The 19,931-nt window shown below is 62.3% G+C and carries 19 protein-coding genes and 1 riboswitch; of the genes, 2 read left to right on the top strand and 17 right to left on the bottom strand.

Going from position 1 to position 19,931, the window contains the following annotated elements:
* The 3 genes from QZ307_RS07615 to QZ307_RS07605 form a co-directional block, all read right to left on the bottom strand.
* Window positions 1–175: Asp-tRNA(Asn)/Glu-tRNA(Gln) amidotransferase subunit GatC (locus QZ307_RS07615; protein WP_295998119.1), on the bottom strand; the 175-nt coding region annotated here is incomplete at its 3' end.
* Window positions 176–318: 143 nt separating this feature from the next.
* Window positions 319–993 (bottom strand): 7-cyano-7-deazaguanine synthase, encoded by a 675-nt coding sequence (locus QZ307_RS07610; RefSeq protein WP_295998113.1) that lies wholly within the window; start codon window positions 991–993, stop codon window positions 319–321.
* A 13-nt stretch (window positions 994–1,006) separates the two neighbouring features.
* Complete coding sequence (locus tag QZ307_RS07605) at window positions 1,007–1,294, bottom strand: helix-turn-helix transcriptional regulator (protein ID WP_295998108.1); 288 nt, start codon at window positions 1,292–1,294, stop codon at window positions 1,007–1,009.
* A gap of 126 nt (window positions 1,295–1,420) precedes the next feature.
* Between QZ307_RS07605 and QZ307_RS07600 the strand changes: the two genes are divergently transcribed.
* Both QZ307_RS07600 and QZ307_RS07595 read left to right on the top strand, forming a co-directional pair.
* Complete coding sequence (locus QZ307_RS07600; protein ID WP_295998105.1) at window positions 1,421–1,714, top strand: type II toxin-antitoxin system RelE/ParE family toxin; 294 nt, start codon at window positions 1,421–1,423, stop codon at window positions 1,712–1,714.
* Window positions 1,701–1,994, top strand: a complete 294-nt coding sequence (locus tag QZ307_RS07595; RefSeq protein WP_295998102.1) for a HigA family addiction module antitoxin — start codon at window positions 1,701–1,703, stop codon at window positions 1,992–1,994. The genes QZ307_RS07600 and QZ307_RS07595 overlap by 14 nt, the downstream gene beginning before the upstream one ends.
* 14 nt (window positions 1,995–2,008) lie before the next feature.
* On the opposite strand, the gene QZ307_RS07590 is transcribed toward QZ307_RS07595, so the two are convergent.
* The 14 genes from QZ307_RS07590 to atpD form a co-directional block, all read right to left on the bottom strand.
* Window positions 2,009–2,776 (bottom strand): TIGR02452 family protein, encoded by a 768-nt coding sequence (locus QZ307_RS07590; protein ID WP_366143057.1) that lies wholly within the window; start codon window positions 2,774–2,776, stop codon window positions 2,009–2,011.
* Between the two features lie 235 nt (window positions 2,777–3,011).
* On the bottom strand, window positions 3,012–3,392 hold the full coding sequence (gene crcB, locus QZ307_RS07585) for a fluoride efflux transporter CrcB (RefSeq protein ID WP_295998096.1): 381 nt from the start codon (window positions 3,390–3,392) through the stop codon (window positions 3,012–3,014).
* An 8-nt stretch (window positions 3,393–3,400) separates the two neighbouring features.
* Window positions 3,401–4,609 carry an MFS transporter gene (locus QZ307_RS07580; RefSeq protein ID WP_366143056.1) on the bottom strand — a complete coding sequence of 403 codons (1,209 nt, stop codon included), beginning with the start codon at window positions 4,607–4,609 and terminating at the stop codon, window positions 3,401–3,403.
* Between the two features lie 82 nt (window positions 4,610–4,691).
* Complete coding sequence (gene ychF / locus QZ307_RS07575; protein ID WP_295998092.1) at window positions 4,692–5,765, bottom strand: redox-regulated ATPase YchF; 1,074 nt, start codon at window positions 5,763–5,765, stop codon at window positions 4,692–4,694.
* A 108-nt stretch (window positions 5,766–5,873) separates the two neighbouring features.
* Window positions 5,874–7,253 (bottom strand): sodium-dependent transporter, encoded by a 1,380-nt coding sequence (locus QZ307_RS07570; protein ID WP_295998089.1) that lies wholly within the window; start codon window positions 7,251–7,253, stop codon window positions 5,874–5,876.
* 215 nt (window positions 7,254–7,468) lie between these two features.
* A complete protein-coding gene (locus QZ307_RS07565) occupies window positions 7,469–8,593 on the bottom strand; it encodes an aldo/keto reductase (RefSeq protein WP_295998086.1) in 1,125 nt (374 codons plus the stop codon).
* A gap of 214 nt (window positions 8,594–8,807) precedes the next feature.
* Window positions 8,808–9,653, bottom strand: a complete 846-nt coding sequence (gene truA, locus QZ307_RS07560; protein ID WP_295998083.1) for a tRNA pseudouridine(38-40) synthase TruA — start codon at window positions 9,651–9,653, stop codon at window positions 8,808–8,810.
* 182 nt (window positions 9,654–9,835) lie between these two features.
* Window positions 9,836–13,294 (bottom strand): DNA polymerase III subunit alpha, encoded by a 3,459-nt coding sequence (gene dnaE, locus QZ307_RS07555; RefSeq protein WP_295998080.1) that lies wholly within the window; start codon window positions 13,292–13,294, stop codon window positions 9,836–9,838.
* 331 nt (window positions 13,295–13,625) lie between these two features.
* Entirely contained in the window at window positions 13,626–14,627 is a 1,002-nt protein-coding gene (locus tag QZ307_RS07550; protein ID WP_295998076.1) for a Fic family protein, read from the bottom strand.
* A 159-nt stretch (window positions 14,628–14,786) separates the two neighbouring features.
* Window positions 14,787–15,494, bottom strand: coding sequence for an ECF transporter S component (locus QZ307_RS07545; RefSeq protein ID WP_295998074.1), 708 nt, complete (start codon window positions 15,492–15,494; stop codon window positions 14,787–14,789).
* A complete protein-coding gene (locus QZ307_RS07540) occupies window positions 15,491–17,434 on the bottom strand; it encodes an ABC transporter ATP-binding protein (protein WP_295998071.1) in 1,944 nt (647 codons plus the stop codon). Before QZ307_RS07540 ends, QZ307_RS07545 begins: the two co-directional genes overlap by 4 nt.
* Window positions 17,407–18,297 carry an energy-coupling factor transporter transmembrane component T gene (locus QZ307_RS07535; RefSeq protein ID WP_295998068.1) on the bottom strand — a complete coding sequence of 297 codons (891 nt, stop codon included), beginning with the start codon at window positions 18,295–18,297 and terminating at the stop codon, window positions 17,407–17,409. The genes QZ307_RS07540 and QZ307_RS07535 overlap by 28 nt, the downstream gene beginning before the upstream one ends.
* 32 nt (window positions 18,298–18,329) lie before the next feature.
* Window positions 18,330–18,424, bottom strand: a riboswitch (cobalamin riboswitch).
* Between the two features lie 246 nt (window positions 18,425–18,670).
* Window positions 18,671–19,102, bottom strand: coding sequence for a F0F1 ATP synthase subunit epsilon (locus QZ307_RS07530; RefSeq protein WP_295998055.1), 432 nt, complete (start codon window positions 19,100–19,102; stop codon window positions 18,671–18,673).
* Window positions 19,102–19,931: F0F1 ATP synthase subunit beta (gene atpD, locus QZ307_RS07525; protein ID WP_295998048.1), on the bottom strand; the 830-nt coding region annotated here is incomplete at its 5' end. The genes atpD and QZ307_RS07530, both read right to left, overlap by 1 nt.

Below are 19,931 nucleotides of genomic sequence, written 5' to 3'. Positions count from 1 at the left end.
CGATGGGATGGAAGGTGGGCTCGACGCCGTCGAGGTCGAACTCGGTGATGGGCGCCAGGCTGTCGATAATGGCGTTGAGATCGGCGGTCATGGTGACCACTTCCTCGGCCGTGAGACCTATGCGCGTGTACTCGGCAATGCCGCGCACATCGGCCTCGGAAAGATGCTGCGTCATGGAAACGGGCTCCTTCTCTCGGGACGCTTCGGCCGCAGCGCTGAAGCTGCCAAGCTGAACCGTTCCGCTGTCGGAAAGTTAACCGTTCCATGATAGCAAAAGGAGCACCACCCAGGCAGGACGGTGCTCCCGAGCGTCAAGATTTAACAGAGCCCTCGCACTCGCGCCGCCGTCTCCAACGACGCCCCGTCAATGCGCTCCCCTTCGGGGACGTAGACCGCCAGGCAAGGGAAGCTGGGCTTGGCGGACATGAGGGCCCCGGGTTCCAAGCCGAACGATCCTTCCAGTTGGGTCAGCACCGCACGCACGTTGGCTTTGGTGAGCCCGGCTCGGCGCAGGGGCGAAACGACGCCTGCCTCATCGAGAGCCGCAAAGCCAGGGCGCCGCTCGGGATCGTCGGTGGCGTTGGTGCCGTCAACGAGTACGGTGAAGCCGTCGGCCGTGGCCGCCTTGCGAATGGTTCGGAAGATGAAGGCTTTGCACAAGCAGCAGCGGTCGGGCGGATTCGCGCAAATGGCCTCTTCGGTCAACACATCGGCCTCGATTACCGTCAGCGGCACCCCCAGCGCGTCCACAACCCGCCGGGCATCTTCCAGCTCGAACGCCGGCTGGAAGGCCGTCTTCACCAGATAAGCGCGCACCTCATTGCCGGCCAACTTAGCGGCCGCCAGCAGCAGTGACGAGTCGCAGCCCCCGGAAAAGGCCACCGCGAAACGCGGCTCACGGGACAGGAACACCTCCAGCGGCTCCACCGCCGAACGCTGCCCCGGCCCAACGATATCGGTATCCGGGGCAAGACGATTCTCGAAATCGGTCATCACAGCGTGACTCCTAGAATTCAACAATGGCTATTTTGATGTTGCTGCCTCGAAAAAGCGGCCTCAAAAACTCTGGGTCGCGCAATTCGGGAAGAACCTGCTGCAGCGCGATGAACACATCAGTCGAAGGGGTTCGGCTTCCCTCCTCAAGGGCATAAATTGTTCTCTCGGAGATGCGCATTCCCACCTTCTCCCTCACTGCTTCGCACAAAGCCGCACCTCGGCGAAAACCTTGACTCAACCGAGCAGCTTTCAAAAGAACGCCGAATGCCTCCCAGTCGACAATGCCGTCTTCTTTCACAACCTCTCCTTTGTTGCACTTTTATGCAATATGACTTACTATTCGTTGCATTATAGTACAACAATCATTTGACATTACTTCTGTTTTTCGGTAGTATTCTGTTTTGCGGAAGCATTTGGAGGTACCGTGCAATTCAAAGACCGTGACCTGCAAGCTTTCTGGATTGACCCGGCCCGTTACCGCCAAAAGCGCATTCCCGCAAACCTTTACCGCGTCCTGTATCGAAAGCTCCAGCTTTTGGATGCTGCCGAAACCTCGGGATCCCTCAACGATCTGCGAGTTCCACCAGGTAACCGATTAGAAGCTTTGCTGGGCGATCGCGAAGGGCAGCACAGCATTCGGGTTAACCAGCGGTGGCGCCTGTGCTTCAAGTGGACGCGCTACGGAGTAATAGGAGTTGAGCTCGTTGACTACCACTAACATGGCATCCAGCCCCGGAGAAATCCTCAAAGAGGAATTCCTGGAGCCCCTGGGCATTTCGCAGTACAAGTTGGCGCAAGCCATCGGGAAGCCGCAGTCTGCCGTGTCGGACGTCATACACGGGCGCCGCGCCATCACTCCGGAAATGGCGCGTCTTCTGGGAGAGGCGCTGGGCACCACCACCGAGTTTTGGCTGGCCCTACAGGCCACCTACCAGGCTAAGGTCATCGACGCTGCGGAGATGCCGCCCGCAGCGTCGCTTATTCCTACGGAAGGCTAAAGCGCCCGATCAACCTATCGCAGCGTAATACCCTCGGGCAGCTCGATGTCGCGCCAGTCCTCGCGCTCCTCGTCGGGCTCTTCCTCGGCTGCCACCGCAACCTCTTCGACCTTCGGCTGGCCGAAGGCAGCATCGAAGGCGTCGAACTGGGCGCGGGGCACGGCGAACACCACGCGAGGCACCGCACCCGGATGCTCGGCGAACCACGCCTGGAACAGCGCAATGACCTGATCGGGCTCGTAGCCGTTGCGCCCGCACCCGAAAGCGCCCACGATGAGCGTTTCCACCTCGTTGGCCGCGGCAATGCGCAGCAGCGTCTCGATACGATCGCGCAGGGCGCGTTCCACCTCGGCCTCGGGACGATGGTTTTCCAGCGCGAAGGCCCGCACCGGTTCGGCCACCGCAATCACGCCGGCTCGACGCACGTCGCCCGAACGGGAGAACAGCACCTCAGGCAGCCACAGCGCGCGATCAGTGAACAGCGAGCCGCGACGGTAGTCCTTGTTCTTGCGGTGGTACTCGTCGGCCACACCCTGCAGCACTGGGTACAGGTTGCTCTCGGAGCACAGAATCTGCTCGGGGCCAAAGGCGCCATCCTCGTAGGCGCCACCAGGGCGCGTGAAGTTCGCGGGGTCCACCACCGCGCACTTCCCTTTACCGTCGCGATAAAGCGCCTCGGGAGCGAAGGAAGTTACCACTAAGGTTTCCGTAGCCTCGGCCGTAGGCTCGGGCAGCGGCAGCTCGCGGCCCTCCCCTTCCTCATAGATTACCGCATTCTCCACGGTTTCCGCCGTCTCGGCGGCAAAGGCCGCCTTCATCAGGCCGTTATGGCGTACCGCCTCGGCTCGCCGCTGCTCACGCTGCTCCTCGCGGCTCGGGCGGCGCTCTTCGCGGCGATCACGCCCACCGCGGCCCTCGCGACCGCCTCGCTGACCCCGCCCGTCGCGGCCCGCGCCGCGCTCCTCGTAATTCGCCATAAAAGCCTCCTTCGCACGTAGTTTCCGCCGCTATCTTAATCTACTCCCCCAGCAGGCGCAACGCCGCGCAGCGACCCAAAAGCACTCCCACTACGCAACACGCAAGACTTGCCGCGGCATAGGCACCGCCAAGCGCCCACGCACCGCGCTCGAAAAGCTGAAGCGTCTCCAAGGAAAAGGTGGAGAACGTGGTAAACCCGCCGCAGACGCCGGTCTTCAAGAACAGCACCATCTCCGAGGAAAGGGCGCCAGGACGCGCCTCCACCGCTCCCACAATAAACCCGATGGCAAACGAGCCCACCAGGTTCACGGCAAAGGTGGCCACGGGGAACGTCCCCTCGCCCACCGGCACCGCCAGGCCTATCAGGTAGCGCAGCACCGCACCGACGAAGCCACCCAGGCCAACCCAAAGCACGCCCATTGCGCTCCCTAGCCTTTCGCGCGGCGGAAACACCAGAACAGGGCAATGGCCAGGGTTCCCATGGCCGGCACCAGCATGATGAGCCACATCGAGCTGTAAGCCGACACCTGCGACCCCAGGGAAAGCGCCAGGGACTCCACCACCGCACCCCCTATCAGAGGACCGGCCATCGTGCCCAGATCAAGCCCCGTGAACATGGTGTTGCTGGCCGCGCCGCGATGCTCCACCGACACCGAGGCGAGCCCCATGGACTGGAGCAGCGGCGCGCAGCAGCCGAACCCTGCCGAACCGAAGACAGCCGCCGCTAGGAAGCCCCCCAGATCATGCGCCTGGGACAGCAGCCCGTAGGACACCGCAAAGCACACCACGCCCAGCACGAGCACCTTCGGCGTCCCCACACGATCGGCCATGGTGCCGAACACCGGCCGCGTTACCACCAGGCACAGCGCATATACAATGAAGAAGATGCCCATATCGGCCACGCCCCGTTCGTAGCCGTACAGCACCACGTAGGAGGCCATGCACGAAAAGGAGGTTCCCAACAGCATAAGGGCCGCGGCCTTGCTGACAGCCTCACGGGCGAACATGCGCGATAGCTTCAGCTGATAGGGCAAATGCTCGCGATAGGGCTCGCGAATGAGGAAGATACCGCCCATGGCCACCAGCAGAAGCGCGGCCGCCAGGAAATACGCCGCCGAAAAGCCCACGAAATTCACGAGATAGAGCCCCGTAGCAGGACCGATGACCTGGGCAAAAGACTGGGCCAGCGCGTAGATGCTAATACCGCTGGCAAACTTGTTCGCCGGCAGGAATTCCGACACCAGCGACATGGCCAGAGGACCACCGCAGCCAATGCCCACACCGTGCAGCAAACGCACCGCGCACAGCGCACCCAAATCGTCCACCACGCCGTAGAGAAACAAAGACAGGCAGATAATGCCCTGAGCGCCCAACAACAACTTCTTGCGCGAGAAGCTGTCGAACGCCGGTCCCGCAAAGGGGCGCACCAGCAACGCCGAAAGCGTGAAGGTGCTCACCACCACGCCCACCATGGAAGCCGAAGCGCCCAGGGAGTCGGCGAACACCGGAAGCGTGGCATTGGCCATGAACGCCGCCATGGACTGAAAGAAATTCACCGCCATGAGCACCACAAAGGGCACGCTCCAAATGGTGTCTTTCTGCTTCTGCTCTTGATCTGCCGCCTGAGCCGTCGGTATCGCCTCTTTTCCCTACGCCCTAATCGCTTCCTTCAATAGAAAGCGCCCCTCGTTCAAGAGGGGCGCGCTCATCTCCCACGTGCTACACGTTAAACTTGAAGTGCAGGATATCGCCATCCTGGACAACGTAGTCTTTGCCTTCCTGGCGCAGCTTCCCCGCTTCGCGGCAGCCTTTTTCGCCTCCCAGGGCCACGTAATCCTCGAAGCTGGCCGTTTCGGCCTTAATGAAACCGCGCTCGAAGTCGGTGTGGATGACGCCAGCAGCCTGCGGGGCCTTAGCGCCCACGGGAATGGTCCAGGCGCGGGTCTCGGTCTCACCGCTGGTGAAGTAGCTTTGCAAGCCCAGCAGCGCGTAGGCCTCGCGAATGAGGCGCGCCAGACCGCTCTCGCCCAACCCCAGGGCCTCCATGTACTCCTTGGCCTCAGCCGGGTCCATTTCGGCCAGCTCGGCGATGTCGGCCTCCACCTTGGCCGAGATGGGCACGGGCGTGCAGCCGTCGATTTCCGGCAGCTCGGCGGACACGGCGTCTTCGTCAACGTTGGCAATGTAGAGCATGGGCTTCATGGTCAGCAGATGCAGCTCGTAGATGGCCTCCACCTCGTCGTCGGAAAGACCCAGCGTGCGGGCGCGATGACCCTCGTTGAGGCCCGCCAGCACCTTCTTGGCCGCCTCCAGTTTGGCCACGCCGGCCTTGTCGCGCTTGGCCTCTTTCTCCAGACGGGGAATGGCCTTCTCCACCGTGGCAATGTCGGCCAGGATAAGCTCGGTCTTGATGGTGTCCACATCGGAGAGCGGGTCTACCTTGCCGGCCACATGGGTGACATCCGGGTCGCCGAAGAAGCGCACCACTTCCGCAATGGCATCGGTCTCGCGAATGTTGGCCAGGAACTGATTGCCCAGGCCCTCGCCTTGGGAGGCGCCGGCCACCAAACCGGCAATATCCACGAACTCCACCGTGGCGGGCACAATCTTTGCCGGGTGGTCGATTTCCGCCAGGGCATCCAGACGATCATCGGGCACGGGCACAATGCCCACATTGGGCTCGATGGTGGCAAAGGGATAGTTGGCCGCCAGGCCGCCTTTGTTGGTCATAGCCGTGAACAGCGTGGATTTGCCCACATTGGGCAGCCCCACGATACCAATGGAAAGAGCCATGAGAATCCTTTAACTCGAAACGTTTCAGTAAGTGACTATCCTACCGCAAAACAAACGAAGAGCGCCCCAAAGGACGCCCTTCGCCATGGAATTCCAATCCAGCGCGTTTTACATGCTGAAGAACCCGAACTGAGCGGCCACGTAGGCCACCAGGATGATGATGACCAGAATCGGAGCGATGTACTTGATCATGATGGTCCAAGCACCGGCCGCCTTGAACGGCGCCGAAATGCGCACCTCGTCGATGATGGCCTTCGGCTTGATGATCCAACCCACAAAGATGCAGGTGAGCAGCGCCACAATGGGCATGAGCACTGAGTTCGAGATGAAGTCGGCGAAGTCGAGCATGCTGGAGCCCTCGCCGAGCGGCTCGATGAACGCCAGACCGTTGTAGCCGGCGTTGATGATGGAGCCCGCAATGACCACGAAGGCGATGATGATGCCCAGGGCCTTGCCGCGGCTGCACTTCACGCCGTCCTGCACGATGGACACCAGCGTCTCCGTCAGCGAGATGGCGCTGGTCAGCGCTGCGAACAGCACCAGCAGGAAGAAAACGAAGCCGATAACGGCAGCCATGCCCTGCATATCGGCAAACACGCCGGGCAGCGTGATGAACATCAGCGACGGACCGGCGGCGGAAGCCACGGCGTCGCCCGAGCCCATGGCCACGAAGGCGGCGGGCACGATCATGAGACCAGCCAGGAACGACACGCCCAGATCGAAGCCGCCAATACGCACCACCGAGGACGTGAGGCTGTCCTGCTTGCGCATGTAGGAGCCGTAGGTGATCATGATGCCCATGGCCAGCGACAAGCTATAGAACATCTGGCCCAGGGCGGAAATAACCAGCTCAGGCGAGAACTTGCTGAAGTCCGGCGTCAGGTAGTACAGCGCGCCGTCAACAGCGCCCGGCATGGTCAGGGTGTAGATGGCAATGGCGATGGCCATGATGATCAGCGCCGGCATCATGAACAGGTTGGCCTTCTCGATGCCACCCTTGACGCCCAGGCCCACAACTACGAACACAAGAATCATGAACACGAGCATCCACACGTAGCTTTCAACGTTGCTGGTGATGAAGCTGGTGAAGAACCCGCCGCCATCAGCCAGCGCATCGGCGCCCACGCCCAGATACGATGCAGCGTACTTCGTCACCCAACCGCCGATAATGCAGTAATAAGGGGTGATGATGAACGGCACCGCGCTGGCCAGCACGCCGATGAACGTGTACTTTTTGCCGAAGCTGCTGAATGCGCCGATGGCGGACTGGCCCGTCTTGCGACCGAGGGCCGTCTCAAGCAACAACAGCGAAACGCCGAAGGTGAACACCAGCACCAGATAGGTAATAAGGAAGGTGCCGCCGCCGTACTTTGCCGCCAAATAAGGGAAACGCCACATGTTTCCCAAGCCCACGGCCGAGGCGGCCGCCGCCAAAATAAACGCCCACTTACCTGACCAGGAAGCGCGCTTCTCCATACTGCCTGCCATAAATTCCCTTTCCTTCTTGGGGCCCATTTGCCCCACCCCAATAAACAATCTGAAAATAAGTGGGAAGATTATAGCGCAGATGCCCCTGAGCACCCTCGACACGGGGGTCGGCGGCAGAACGGCCCCCTTCAAGCGTGTTTACCCCCGTGAGACAGCCAACCGTCAACGAGACGAGTCAGACGGTTGGCTGTCTCAGCTGGCTGTCTCGCGCTCTTCTACTCCTCGAACAGCTCTACAGCGCGCTCGAGTTCGGTTACGATGGGGATGTGCTGGGGACACACGGTTTCGCAGGCGCCGCACTGGATGCAGGCGCTGGCTTTGCCGTCGCCGGTGTTCCAGTTGTAATTCTCCTGGGCGCGATAGGCATCGCCCATCTGGTCATGGATGTTGAGCGACTGCATGATGGTGTTGATGTGCACGCCCTCGGGGCAACCCTTCATGCAATAGCGGCAATCGGTGCAAGGCACGCCGGGCATGCTGGTCAGCACCTCGCGAGCTCGGTCGATCACCTTGTACTCGTCCGGCGTCAGGGGCGGACAGTCGCGCATAATGGCGGCGTTCTCCCCCACCATAGCCGGCGTGTTCATGCCGGAAAGCACGGCGATAACGTTGGGCAGCGATCCTGCGAAGCGCAGCGCCCACGACGCCAAGGGCGCGCCCGGCTCGGCCTCGCGTAGCACGTCGGCCACCGCATCGGGCAGCTTCACCAGCGTACCGCCCTTGACCGGCTCCATAATGACCACAGGCAGGCCGCGTTCTTGGCACACCTCGTAGCACCGGCGCGACTGGATGATGTCGCTTTCCCAGTCGACGTAGTTGATCTGCAACTGCACAAAATCAACCTCGGGATGCGCATCGAGCACTTTCTCCAGCTCTTCGGCGTTATCGTGAATTGAGAAGCCGAACTTCTTGATCTTACCCTCGGCCTTCATCTGAGCGCAGAACTCCCACAGGCCATACTCCTCGAAACAGGCCGTCAGGCTCTCTCCCAAGTTGTGCAGCAAGTAATAGTCGAAGTAATCGATACCGCATTCGCGCAGCGATTTGTCGAACATGGCTCGGGCGTGATCGGCGTTTTTGGCCAACCAGGCCGGCAGCTTCGTGGCAATTTGGAAGGAGTCGCGCGGATAGCGCTCCACCACGGCCTTCTTCAGCGCCCACTCGGACTTACCCCCGTGATAGCCGCGGGCCGAGTCGAAATAGGTGAAGCCCGCGTCCATGAACACGTCCACCAGCTCGCAGGTTTTCTCAATATCGATCGAGGTGGGATCATCGGGGTCTGTCAGCGGCAAGCGCATAAACCCGAATCCCAGTGGTGCCAACTTCTGCTCGTCCGCCATAGCAGCCCCCTTCATGGCGCGCCAGCCCTCGCGCCTGAGACGCGCAGCCTCTTGTGCGGCCGCGCAAAATACCGTGTCGCCATCATAGCACGGCCGACTGCCCTGGGGAAATAAACAAGAGGTAGTGGTATATGCTGGCTCTTCCGAAGTGATCGTATACCCCGTAATGCCCAGGACCTGCGACAGCAGAAGGACGCCAAGGGACGCCGAGGCCCTAGCCCAGCGGCAACGCCTCGTCCCCGTAGTGCACCGACCAGAACACGAGACCCTGGGCCGGGGCATTCTCCCCCGCCGCCTGGCGATCGCACGCCGCCAGCACCTCGGCCACCCAGTCCGGCGTGCGCTGGCCGCGCCCCACCATCACCAGCGTGCCCACGATAGTGCGCACCATGGAGTGCAGAAACGCATTGCCGCGCACCGTGATGATGCGGTGAGGCTCGCCCATAATATCGGCCGCCGCAAACGAAATCTCACTCACGTTACGACACGTGGGCTTGCCGACAGCCGAGGCGGCCATGCAAAAGCTCTTGAAGTCGTGCTCGCCGATAAGGTGCCGGGCGCCGGCCTCCATGGCGGCCACATCCAAGTTCGGCCCCACGAACCACGAGGTAGCCGCCGTGAACACCGGCGGCGTCTCCCCGGTAGCCAGAAAATACTTGTACTCGCGCCACTCCGCATCGAAGCGGGCCGAGAAGCCCTGCGGCCGCTCTTCCACCACGCGCACCACCATGTCGTCGTGGGTCAGGGCGTTAAGCGACTTGCGCAGGGTGCGCAGGGCACGCCCGCGCAGCTCATCGCGATCCACCTCGAAGGACACCACCTGGCCGCGGGCATGCACCCCGGCGTCGGTACGTCCGGCGCACACCACGTCCACGGGACGGCGGAACAGCAGCGCCAAGGCCTGCTCCAGCTCGCCCTGCACCGTCAGCTGCCCCGGCTGCTTCGCAAAGCCGGCGAAAGGCGCCCCGTTATAGGACACCGTCGCCGACAGCGTCACCTCGCGAGCGCACTCAGCAGCCCGCTCCTCCAATGTAGGGCGATGAATTAGTTCTTCGGCCATCATTCTCAACCTCACTTGTCGTGGCAAAGTCAGCGAGAGGCTCTGGCGCGTTTCAGATTCGCCCGCCTTCGCACCAAGTTGGCTTCGCCAACGCCGTGTGCGAAACAAGGGTGAAGATGAAATGCGCCAGAGCCTCGCAGCGTCGAGCAGTCCGTGCGTCCCGCCAGGGCGCACGGAACGCCCTACGCAATCATGGCCTCGGGGCCGAACAGGTCGCGGATCTCGGCCTTCAGGATGGGCGACTGGGCGTCCACCGACACGGGCAGCTCGGCGCGAAACTTGCGGCCGTCGGCCTGCTGCACCATGAGCACCACCCCATCGCGTCCCGGATAGGAGCGCAGGATGCGATTGAGCCCCGCCGAGCGATTCTGGTCGAAGGCGCGGGACGGCACCGACAGCTCCAAGTGGCTCGGGCGCGCGTCCTCCTCGTTCAGCTCCAGCGCCTCCAGCTCGAAGGCCATAATCTGGTTGCCGCGATCGCCGCTTTCGAACTTGCCCTTGATCTTCGCGATGACATCCTCCTGGATGACCTCGGCGAAGTCGTCGTACTTGAAGCAGATGCACTCGATGGAGCCCGTGGTGTCCTCCAGGGTGAAGGTGGCCATCTTGGTGCCGCGCTTCGTCAGCTTCACCACCACATTCGAGATCATACCCACGAACACCGCGTTGCGAATTTCCTTCGTGCGCTCGGACAGGTCGCCCATGGTGAACTTCGACAGGCGCGCCAGCGTGCCCTCGTAGGGCTGCAGCGGGTGCTCGCTGACGTAGATCTTCATGATCTCCTTCTCGTAGGCCAGCTTGGTGCGCTTGTCCCATTCCACGCCATCGGGCTCGGGCACGTCCTCCTGGAAGCCGGAGTCAGCGTCGTCGGCGAACATGTCGAACATGGACACCTGGCCGTTGTCGCGGTCCTTCTGGCGCTTGGCGGCTCCTTCCAGAAGCGGCGTCTCGTCCACGAAGTACATGAGCTGCTTGCGCGTGTAGCCCGTGGAGTCGAAGGCACCGCCCTTGATGAGTGATTCCAGCGTCTTGCGGTTGTAGCACTTCGAATCCAGGCGGTTCACGAAATCATGGAGCGAGGTGAAGGGCCCGTTGGCCTCGCGCTCGGCGATGATTTCGTCGGCCACGTTCTTGCCCACGCCGCGCACGCCCACCAGGCCGAAGCGAATACCCTCCTCAACGGGGGTGAACTCGGCGCGCGAGGCGTTGATGTCCGGCGGCAATACCGGCGTGCCGTTCTTGTTGCAGCTGGCAATGTAGCGGATGAGGCGGTCGGTGTTGCCCATGTAACTGGTCAGCACGGCGGCCATGAACTCATGGGGATAATGGGCCTTCAGCCAGGCCGTGCGCATCACCAGGATGGCGTAGGCGGCCGAGTGCGATTTGTTGAAGGCGTACTTCGCGAACTTCTCGGCGTCGGCCCAAATTTGCTGGGCCACCTCGAGCGAATAGCCGTTCTCCACGGCACCGGAATCCCAGTCGGCCTGCAGCTGACGCATGATGTCCAGCTTCTTCTTACCCATGGCCTTGCGCAGCTTGTCGGACTTGCCGGCGGAAAAGCCGCTCATGACCATGGAGATCTGCATGATCTGCTCTTGGTAGACCATGGTGCCGTGGGTCTCTTCCAGAATGGGCCGCAGGCGGTCGTCGTAGTAGTGCACGGCGGCCGGGTTCTTCGCTGCCTTGATGTAGTCCTCCACCATGCCGGACTCGAGCGGGCCCGGGCGGTTCAGGGCGATGGAAGCCACGACGTCGGAGAACTGCTTGGGAGGCAGGCGTTTGAAAAGGCTCACGTACAGCGCGCCCTCCACCTGGAACAGGCCGTCCATGTTGCCCGACTGCATGAGGCGGAAGGCCTTCTCGTCGTCAGTGGGGATTTCCTCGGGAATAATCTTCGTGCCGAAGCGCTCCTCGATGTTCTTGCAGGCAATGGACAGCACGTCCAGGGTGCGCAGACCCAGGAAGTCCATCTTGAGCAGGCCCAGGTCCGGCGTGTAATGGCCGTCGTACTGGGTGATGATGCCGCCGCCCTTGGTGTCGCGCTTCATGGGCACGTGGTCGGACATGGGGTCGCGGCAAATGATGGTAGCGCAGGCGTGCACGCCCTCGCCGCGCACGTGGCCCTCGATGGAGCGCGCCGCGTCGATGATGCGCTTCACGTCCTCTTCGGTGTCGTAGGCCTTCTTGAGGTCGGGATTGGTGTCGAGCGCCTTGTCGATGGTGACACCCAGCTCGTCGCCGATCATCTTGCAGATGCGGTCGCCCACGCCGTAGGGGTAGTCCAGCACGCGCGCCGAGTCGCGCACGGCATTCTTAGCCTGCAGCGTGCCGAAGGTGATCACCTGGGACACGTGGTCCTCGCCGTAGACGTCCTTGATGTGGTTGATAACCTCTTCGCGGCGCCCCTGCTCGAAGTCGACGTCGATATCGGGCATCTCCACGCGCTCGGGCGACAGGAAGCGCTCGAACATGAGGCCGTTGGGCATGGGATCCAGGTCGGTGATGCCCATGGCGTAGGCCACGATGGCGCCGGCGGCCGAGCCGCGGCCGGGCCCCACGCCGATGCCCTGGGAGCGCGCCCACTCGATGTACTCCTGCACGATAAGGAAGTAGGCCGGGAAGCCCTGTTGGATGATGATGCCCATCTCGTAGTCGGCCTGCTTCTGCTCGCGCTCGGGCACGGGCACGCCGTAGCGCTTCTCCAGGCCCTCCTGCACGCGCTTGCGAAACCACGATTCTTCGGTCTCGCCCTCGGGCAGGGGGAACTTTGGCAGAATGGGCTCGCGCTCCAGGGTAACGTCGCACTTGGCCGCCACTTCCACCGTGTTGTCGCAGGCCTCGGGGAAATCGCGCATAGCCTCGCGCATTTCCTCTTCGGTCTTCATGTAGAACTGGTCGTTCTCGAACTTCATGCGCTTGGTCTCGTTCACCGTGGAGCCGGTGCCGATGCAGAGCATGATGTCCTGGGCCACCGCGTCTTCCTTCAGTAGGTAGTGGAAGTCGTTGGTGGCAATGGTCTTCAAGCCGGCGGCCTGGGCCACCTTCGTCAGCTGATGGTTGAGCTCGGTCTGGGTAAAGCCGGCGTCGGTGCGGATGCCCTGATTCTGCAGCTCGATGTAGAAGTCGCCGGGCTCAAAGCAGCTGGCGAACTTCTTGGCCCACTCCACGGCGTCATCGAAGCGGCCCTGGTCGAGCAGCTTCGGGATAACGCCGGCAATACAGGCCGAGGAGCCGATGATGCCCTTGCCGTACTTCTGCAGCATGGAGAAGGTGGTGCGGGGCTTGTAGTAGAAGTTGTCCACGTGGGACTCGCTGACCAGCTTCAGCAGGTTATGGTAGCCCTCGTTGGTCTTGGCCAGCAGCAGCAAGTGGTAGAGCTTCGGCTTCACGTCCTTGCGCAGGCTCTCGTCAACGGTGAAGTACACCTCGCAGCCGAAGATGGGCTTCACGCGCTTGCCGGTTTCCTTCTCCACGGCATCGCAGGCGTCGGAGAGCTCCACCATACCGGACATAACGCCGTGATCGGTAACGGCAACGGCGGGCATGTCGAGGTCGGCGGCACGACGCACCATGTCTTTGATGTGCGTCAATCCGTCGAGCAGAGAGTATTCCGTGTGGTTATGCAGGTGTACGAATGCCATGCGTGCTAAACCCCTTCGTTCAGGCTGCGGCGCACGGAGCCAGGGCGACCCGGTCGTGCGCGTCTCTCGTGTCTATCGGTCCAGTGACCCTCACAGGGGCGGACCAAGCGAGCGGGAATCGAATGTGGTTCCAGTGCGATTGAGGTGCGATTCACATGCGAACAGGCTCAGACAAATCTCCGTTTATTTCGCAAGCCATCATACCAGCCGCCGCCCTCGCCAGGTGCGAACAAACCGTGAGTTTTGCATGGATTGCAGGCTGAAGCGAGAGTGGCGTTGGGACAAAGCGGTCCACGTCGCTGGAATCCACAAAGAACTAAAGGCAATCGCCTCACATCTCCCCTCTGGATGCCAGGCGATCTCGTTTGATTTCGGCTTTGCTCATGGTGTCGAACCGAGTTTTCCGAGGAGCAGATATTTCGGCAAAGCCCTCGCGCACGAGCAAGGATTCCCAGGTCTTTACCAGCTGAGCTTCGCAAAACCGACGAAAAGGAACCAGGTCGCCCTCGTCATGATAGGCGTCAAGAGCGCCGAAATAGGCCAGACGATCATCGGTGCTAATGGAGCACGGCGGAGCACCGAGGCGCATGAGCGCCAGATTCATAAGTAGGCGAGCCGTTCGACCGTTGCCATCTGCAAAGGGGTGAATGTCGACAAGGTCGGCGTGAAGGTAGGCGGCGATCGTGAGGGCATTCCCCTCCGCACCGGGGGCAGCCATCGCCTCGTTGACCTCGTCAAGCAGTGACGCCACGAGCGCGGACACCTCCTCCGGCGCAGCGCCCACGTCATCGGCCACGCGGTAGTCGCCTTTCTTGAAGGTCCCCGGCCGTTCCCCCTTGGCCCAGCGCGCATCGTCGTAGGTTCCGCGCGTGAGCACACGGTGAGCATCCAAAACGAGCCCTTCATCGAGGGGAACCCCTTCGACCAACGCGTCCTCGAGCCACTTCCATGCGTTTTTGAGGTTGTTGATCTCGTAAATGGTACGCACATCGCCCGTAAAGTTCGACACGCCGTTCTCATCGAAGACTTCTGCCGTATCGTGATAGGTGATCTCAGGGTTCTCGATGTTGCCGGAGTTGAAGGAGTAACGCACCTTGAAGCGATCGAGCAGGAAGGTGCGCTGGTCAGCCGCAAGAGTGCGCCACGCTTGTTCAAGTTCGGCGCACGCCTCTTTGAGCAAATCTATCGCCACCGCGCTACTCCCCTTCCAAATAGTCAGAAAGACGACGACGCTGGCCCTTGGCACCACGTGACACCTTTGGGGAAGATTCGGCGACAAGTCGAATATTACCCTGCTCCAAGGCTGCTTCCAGAGACCCGAAATGGGCCACATGGCGAAGAAGCTGCTCGTCGGTATACAGGCGCCTATTAGCATCCTCCCAGAGCCTCATCTGACCTCCTTCGCTACAAATAATGCAAAGTATTGTATCACGGTGACCTAAGCGCAACCGAACCAATGGGCCCATCGCGGACACAGCGGCAAAATCCACAGCTACCCCAACAGACCGTACTTTACGCGGACGCGATTGAGGATGCGTAGGAGCGGGTTGGCTAGAAGCAGCAGCGTCAGGAACGTGGCGGCGCCATGGATGACGTTGACAGGCAGGCCCGCCAGGTAGATGGCGGCGGCACTGGCCGGGGTTATGGCGGTTATCATCATGAAGAGCGAACAGGTGTCGAGCAGCGGGCCTGCTACGCACACCACCAGGAGAAATCCTCCCGCCGCTAGCGCGAGGCGCTGCCGCCAGGTAAGGGCGCCTCGCTTGACGAGCCCGCGCCGTACCAGGGTATCCGTTGCCACCCCTGCCGCCAAACCGCCCGTACCGAACGCCAGCATCTGCCAGGGGGTCCACGGCCCCTGGCCGAATAGCAGGTTGCTCACCAGCATGGCGCCGGCTCCCACCAAAAACCCGGTGCGGCCCCCGAAGGCCATGCCGGCAATCATTACGATAGCCATGGTGGGCTTGAAATGCGGAATGGGCGCGAAAGCCACGCGGGCTATTACGGCGAGGGCAATGAGCGTTGCCAGCACCACGAGCTCTCGCGCTTCGGGCTTGCGCCGTTCAAGATCGACGAAGAAGGGCGCCAGGGCGCAAAGCACCACTAAAGTGCTGATCAGATAGTAGTTGAGCCCCAGCCACGCCCCCGCTGTCACAATAAGCACCGAGAGCCCAAGCGCCCCTGCCAGCGCGGCTTTCACGAAGCCCTCCCCTCGCTGCAGCCGCGCACTACGTCGTCTACCGTGATGCAGTCAGGCAGCAGGCCGCGGCTCATGCGATTGGCCGCGGTAGTATAGAAGCTATTGGCGGCGAAGAACCCCCGCGGAGCTCCCTCGGAAACCACTTCGCCATCGAACAGCAGGGCCACGCGATCGGCGTGACGAGCGCAAAACTCCACGTCATGGGACACCATGAGCACGGTAATGCTCTGGGCCGTCAATGAGTGCAGAAGCTTTGCCAGCGATTCCTTGCGCGCACCATCGAGGCTCTTCGTCGGCTCGTCCAAAAGCAGCAATCGCGGCCGAGCAAGGAGCACCTTCGCCAGGGCCACCCGCTGCTGCTCGCCGCCAGACAAATCGAAGGGATGAGCCTCCATCAGGCTCTCGATGCCGCATTGGACTGCAACCGCCTGGCGATACGCCTCCCAAGAAACTTTCTCATTCGGCACCGACGTCGCCCCTGAGGCCCCTCGGGGAGCTTTATCGCCGAGCGGCAACGGCGCCTTGGAGACATCCCCCGTGGATCCCTCGGCCTTCGCCGACGCCTTCGCGGCCTCCCAAACCGGTCGCATCTCCTCCAGTTCTCGCGCCACCGTATCGTGGGCGAAAAGACTGCGGGGATCTTGCGGCAGAAGAGCAACTCCTGCTACCGCACGGCCACGGCGACCGCCCACCTTGGCGCCCAATACGCGCACCTTGCCGCGATAGGGGCGGAGCGAGCCTGTCGCCAGCCGAAGCAAGGTCGACTTTCCGGCCCCATTGCCTCCCATCAGCGCGAAGAGCGAGCCCACGGGCACCGTTAGCGAAGCCCCGCGCAACACATCTCTCTCCTCGCGGTCGTAGCGAAACCAAAGATCGCGCAGTTCGAGCGCTGCTTCGCCGGAAGCTGCCCTCATATCCCCAGCAAGCATAGCTGAATTGCCGGGAGATACAGTGCCGTGCTCTTGAGCGGCTTCCTGGCGAGCAGATAGACGGAGATTATCGTCCATGTCCGCTTTGTTCGCAGCCCTCGCAGATAAAGCACCACAAACGTCTTCAGACGAGGTGATTGCAGCACCTTCCACGCTTCGCGTCTGCTCACATAGCCAGTCCCTCAACCAGCCCCGTCCCTCGCGAACCGTCAGCGGAAGCTCCCGACCATCGTCGCCTTCCACCCCCAGCGCCACCTGCGCGGGCGCGGGCAGCGACGGAGCCAAAGCGCTCCCCCGCTCCCACAACGTGCGCGTTACTCGGCGCGGCTCGCCCTGAGCCACCAGCTGCCCCTCATCCAGCACAATCGCCTGGTCGGCCAGCGGAAACACTTCGTCCAGGCGGTGTTCGGCCATAACCACCGTGCAGCCCAGCTCCCGATTGACCTTCGCCACCGCACCCAGGAAATCGGAGGCCGCGATAGGATCCAGCTGCGCCGTCGGTTCATCGAGCAACAGCACATCCGGATGCATCGCCATGACCGCTGCCAAGTTCAGTAGCTGCTTCTGACCGCCCGACAGCTCGTCCACCGAGCGGCGAAACCAGGGTTCGATACCGAAGAAGCTGGCCATCTCGGCCACGCGCAGCCGCATCTCGGCCGGCGCTACGCCGAGGTTCTCTAAGCCGAAGGCCAACTCATGCCACACCGTGGTCGACACCAGCTGGGCCTCGGGGATTTGCATGACGAACCCGATGCGTGCCGCTTGCTCGCGCGCTGGCACCTCCCCGAGCGGACGGCCGTCGAAGAAGACGCCACCCTCAAGCGCTCCGTGGGGCGCCAAAGCCGACTTCATAAGCCGCAGCAACGTCGTCTTCCCGCAGCCGCTCGCACCTGCCAACACGGTAAAGGATCCTGAAGGCATCTCGAAGGTCACGTTCTGCAGAGCGGCCGCACTACCAGCCTCCGTCGCTGGATAGGCAAACGTCAGATGCTCGATGCGATAGAGCGCCATCGGATCACCTCCGCCCCTTGCCACGCGAGCGGCGTGCAGATCAACAGCCCGTAGCAAACACCCGCGCACACCGCCAGGGGACCAGCCGGCGCAAAGACCACTCCAGGAAAGAACGATACCGCCAGGACCCCCAAAGCCGCCGCTGCCAGCACCACCGTCGTCAGAACCGCAACAATGCCCGCCAGCAGCCCATCAGTCCCGCGAAACCTTACCACCTGATAGCGCGTTCGCCCCGGCAGCCCAAAGCCGCGGCTTTTCATGGAATCTGCCGTGGTCACTCCGTCCTCAAAAGCCGCGGCCGTTACCGAGCCCAGCACAAGCCCGCCTTCGCGAACCCGCGGCCCCAACGAGGTGCCTCCCCCCAAGCCCACACCAGCGCGCGCTTGTGCCACCCGCGCCACCTTACGTCGCAAGGACGTCACCAAGCGCAAAGATAGGGTCAGCACCAGGGTCAGCGAAGGGGCCCAGCGGCCGAAGAGCACCATCAGCTTGTCCGGCGTCAGCACCAAGGACAAGCTGGCAAACCAAAGCAGAGTCTGCGCTAGCATCAGCGCAGTCGAAACGCCCGCCACCAACGCCTCCAACGTATAGGGCCGCTCGCCCCACCAGGTAAACAGCACCGTCTCGCCGCGTGTATTGAACAAGGGGTTCACCAGGGCCACCACTACGGCCAGCCCCAGGGCACCCGCCACAAGCCGGGCAGCCTTTGCTCCATCAAGAATCAGCAACAGCGCCGCAGCACCGAGCGTGGCCAGCATCTGAAACAGCGGGTTGTCCACAATAAAGCCAATGGCCAGCACCGCTGCAAAATAGCCCAGCGCCACGGCCGGATGCCAGGCGCCTATACCGAACTGGTTGCTCACCAGCGTCTCACTTCCAGGACTTCTTACGGGATCGGTGTTCCGACTGCGGCCGACAAGCCCCGCCCTAGGCGGCAGCTGCGGCCTCACGGTTCCTGGGAGAGCGCGGGATTCCCACCCGCTTTCCCGAAGCCTTCGCCCCACCGTGCGCCCCAGCGCCCAGCGGTCCCAAGCCAATACGTTCCCGCCATAGTACCACAGACTTCGCCGGTCTCCCCCGCTGCCTCAGCCCCGTCGCGCGCCAAGCGCACAAGAAAGGGGACCCCGGAGGGTCCCCTGTTCATAGCAGTGGCAAGCGACCGAAATCGCCTTACCAAAGCGGTCGGAAGTTCTTGGCCTGCCGCGCGCCCGGAGGCTAGCAGCCAATCGTACTTCCTTACGCGGCAGCGCCGCTTACTTGGTTCAGCTGCGCCTCGCACCAAGCCAGCTTCTTCTGGTTGGTAACGAGCGTGGCCTGATCCTGCGGATCGTTCTTCTGCTCAAGATCCGCAATAACCTTGCGGTACTCCTCGGCCTCGGCACGCACCGCGGCCTCGTCGATGTCCTCGATGGCCGTGCCGAAGCGCGCCAGCACGGTGACCTTGTCGTCCAGCACGGACGTGGCCCCGCCCATGACCAGGAACTGCTTGGTATCGTTCTCGCCCTGCTTCAGGGTAAGGACGCCGCCCTCGCGATTGAGGGACACCATCAGCTCGTGGCCCGGCAGTACGCCGAAGTAGCCATCGGCACCGGGAATACCGGCATAGGTGATCTCGCCCTGGAACAGAGCGCGATCGGGAAGAGCCACCATGCAGCCCAGAGAAGCCATTAGTTGCCTTCCTTCTGCATGGCGTCGTAGGCCTCGTAGACCTGCTCGATGGCGCCCTTGTTCACGAAGCACTGCTCGGGAATGTGGTCGCACTTGCCATCGAGGATCTCCTTGAAGGAGCGCACGGTGTCCTCAACCTTGACGTACACGCCGGGCAGGCCCGTGAACACCTCGGCCACGTGGAACGGCTGGCCCAGGAACTTCTGCACCTTACGGGCGCGGTTAACCGTCAGCTTCTGGTCTTCGGACAGCTCGTCCATACCCAGAATGGCGATGATGTCCTGCAGGTCCTTGTACTGCTGCAGAATCTGCTGCACGCCCATGGCCACGTCGTAGTGCTCCTGGCCGACGATCTCGGGATCGAGGGCGCGGGAGGTGGACTCCAGCGGATCCACGGCGGGGTAAATGCCCAGCTCGGCAATGGAGCGGGACAGAACCGTCTTGGCATCCAGGTGGGTAAACGTGGTAGCCGGGGCCGGGTCGGTCAGGTCGTCGGCGGGCACGTACACGGCCTGCACCGACGTAATGGAACCGGTCTGCGTGGAGCAGATGCGCTCCTGCAGGTCGCCCATCTCGGTAGCCAGCGTAGGCTGGTAGCCTACAGCGGAGGGCATACGGCCCAGCAGAGCGGACACCTCGGAACCGGCCTGGGTGAAGCGGAAGATGTTGTCGATGAACAACAACACGTCCTGACCCTGGTCACGGAAGTACTCGGCTTCCGTCAGGCCGGCCAGGCCAACGCGCAGACGGGCTCCCGGAGGCTCGTTCATCTGACCGTAGACCAGGCAGGTCTTCTCGATAACGCCGGAGTCGGTCATCTCGAGGTAGA

It is taken from the genome of uncultured Adlercreutzia sp. (assembly GCA_910585575.1).
Classification (GTDB): Bacteria; Actinomycetota; Coriobacteriia; order Coriobacteriales; family Eggerthellaceae; genus Adlercreutzia.
This window is presented reverse-complemented; position numbering and strand designations above follow the sequence as displayed.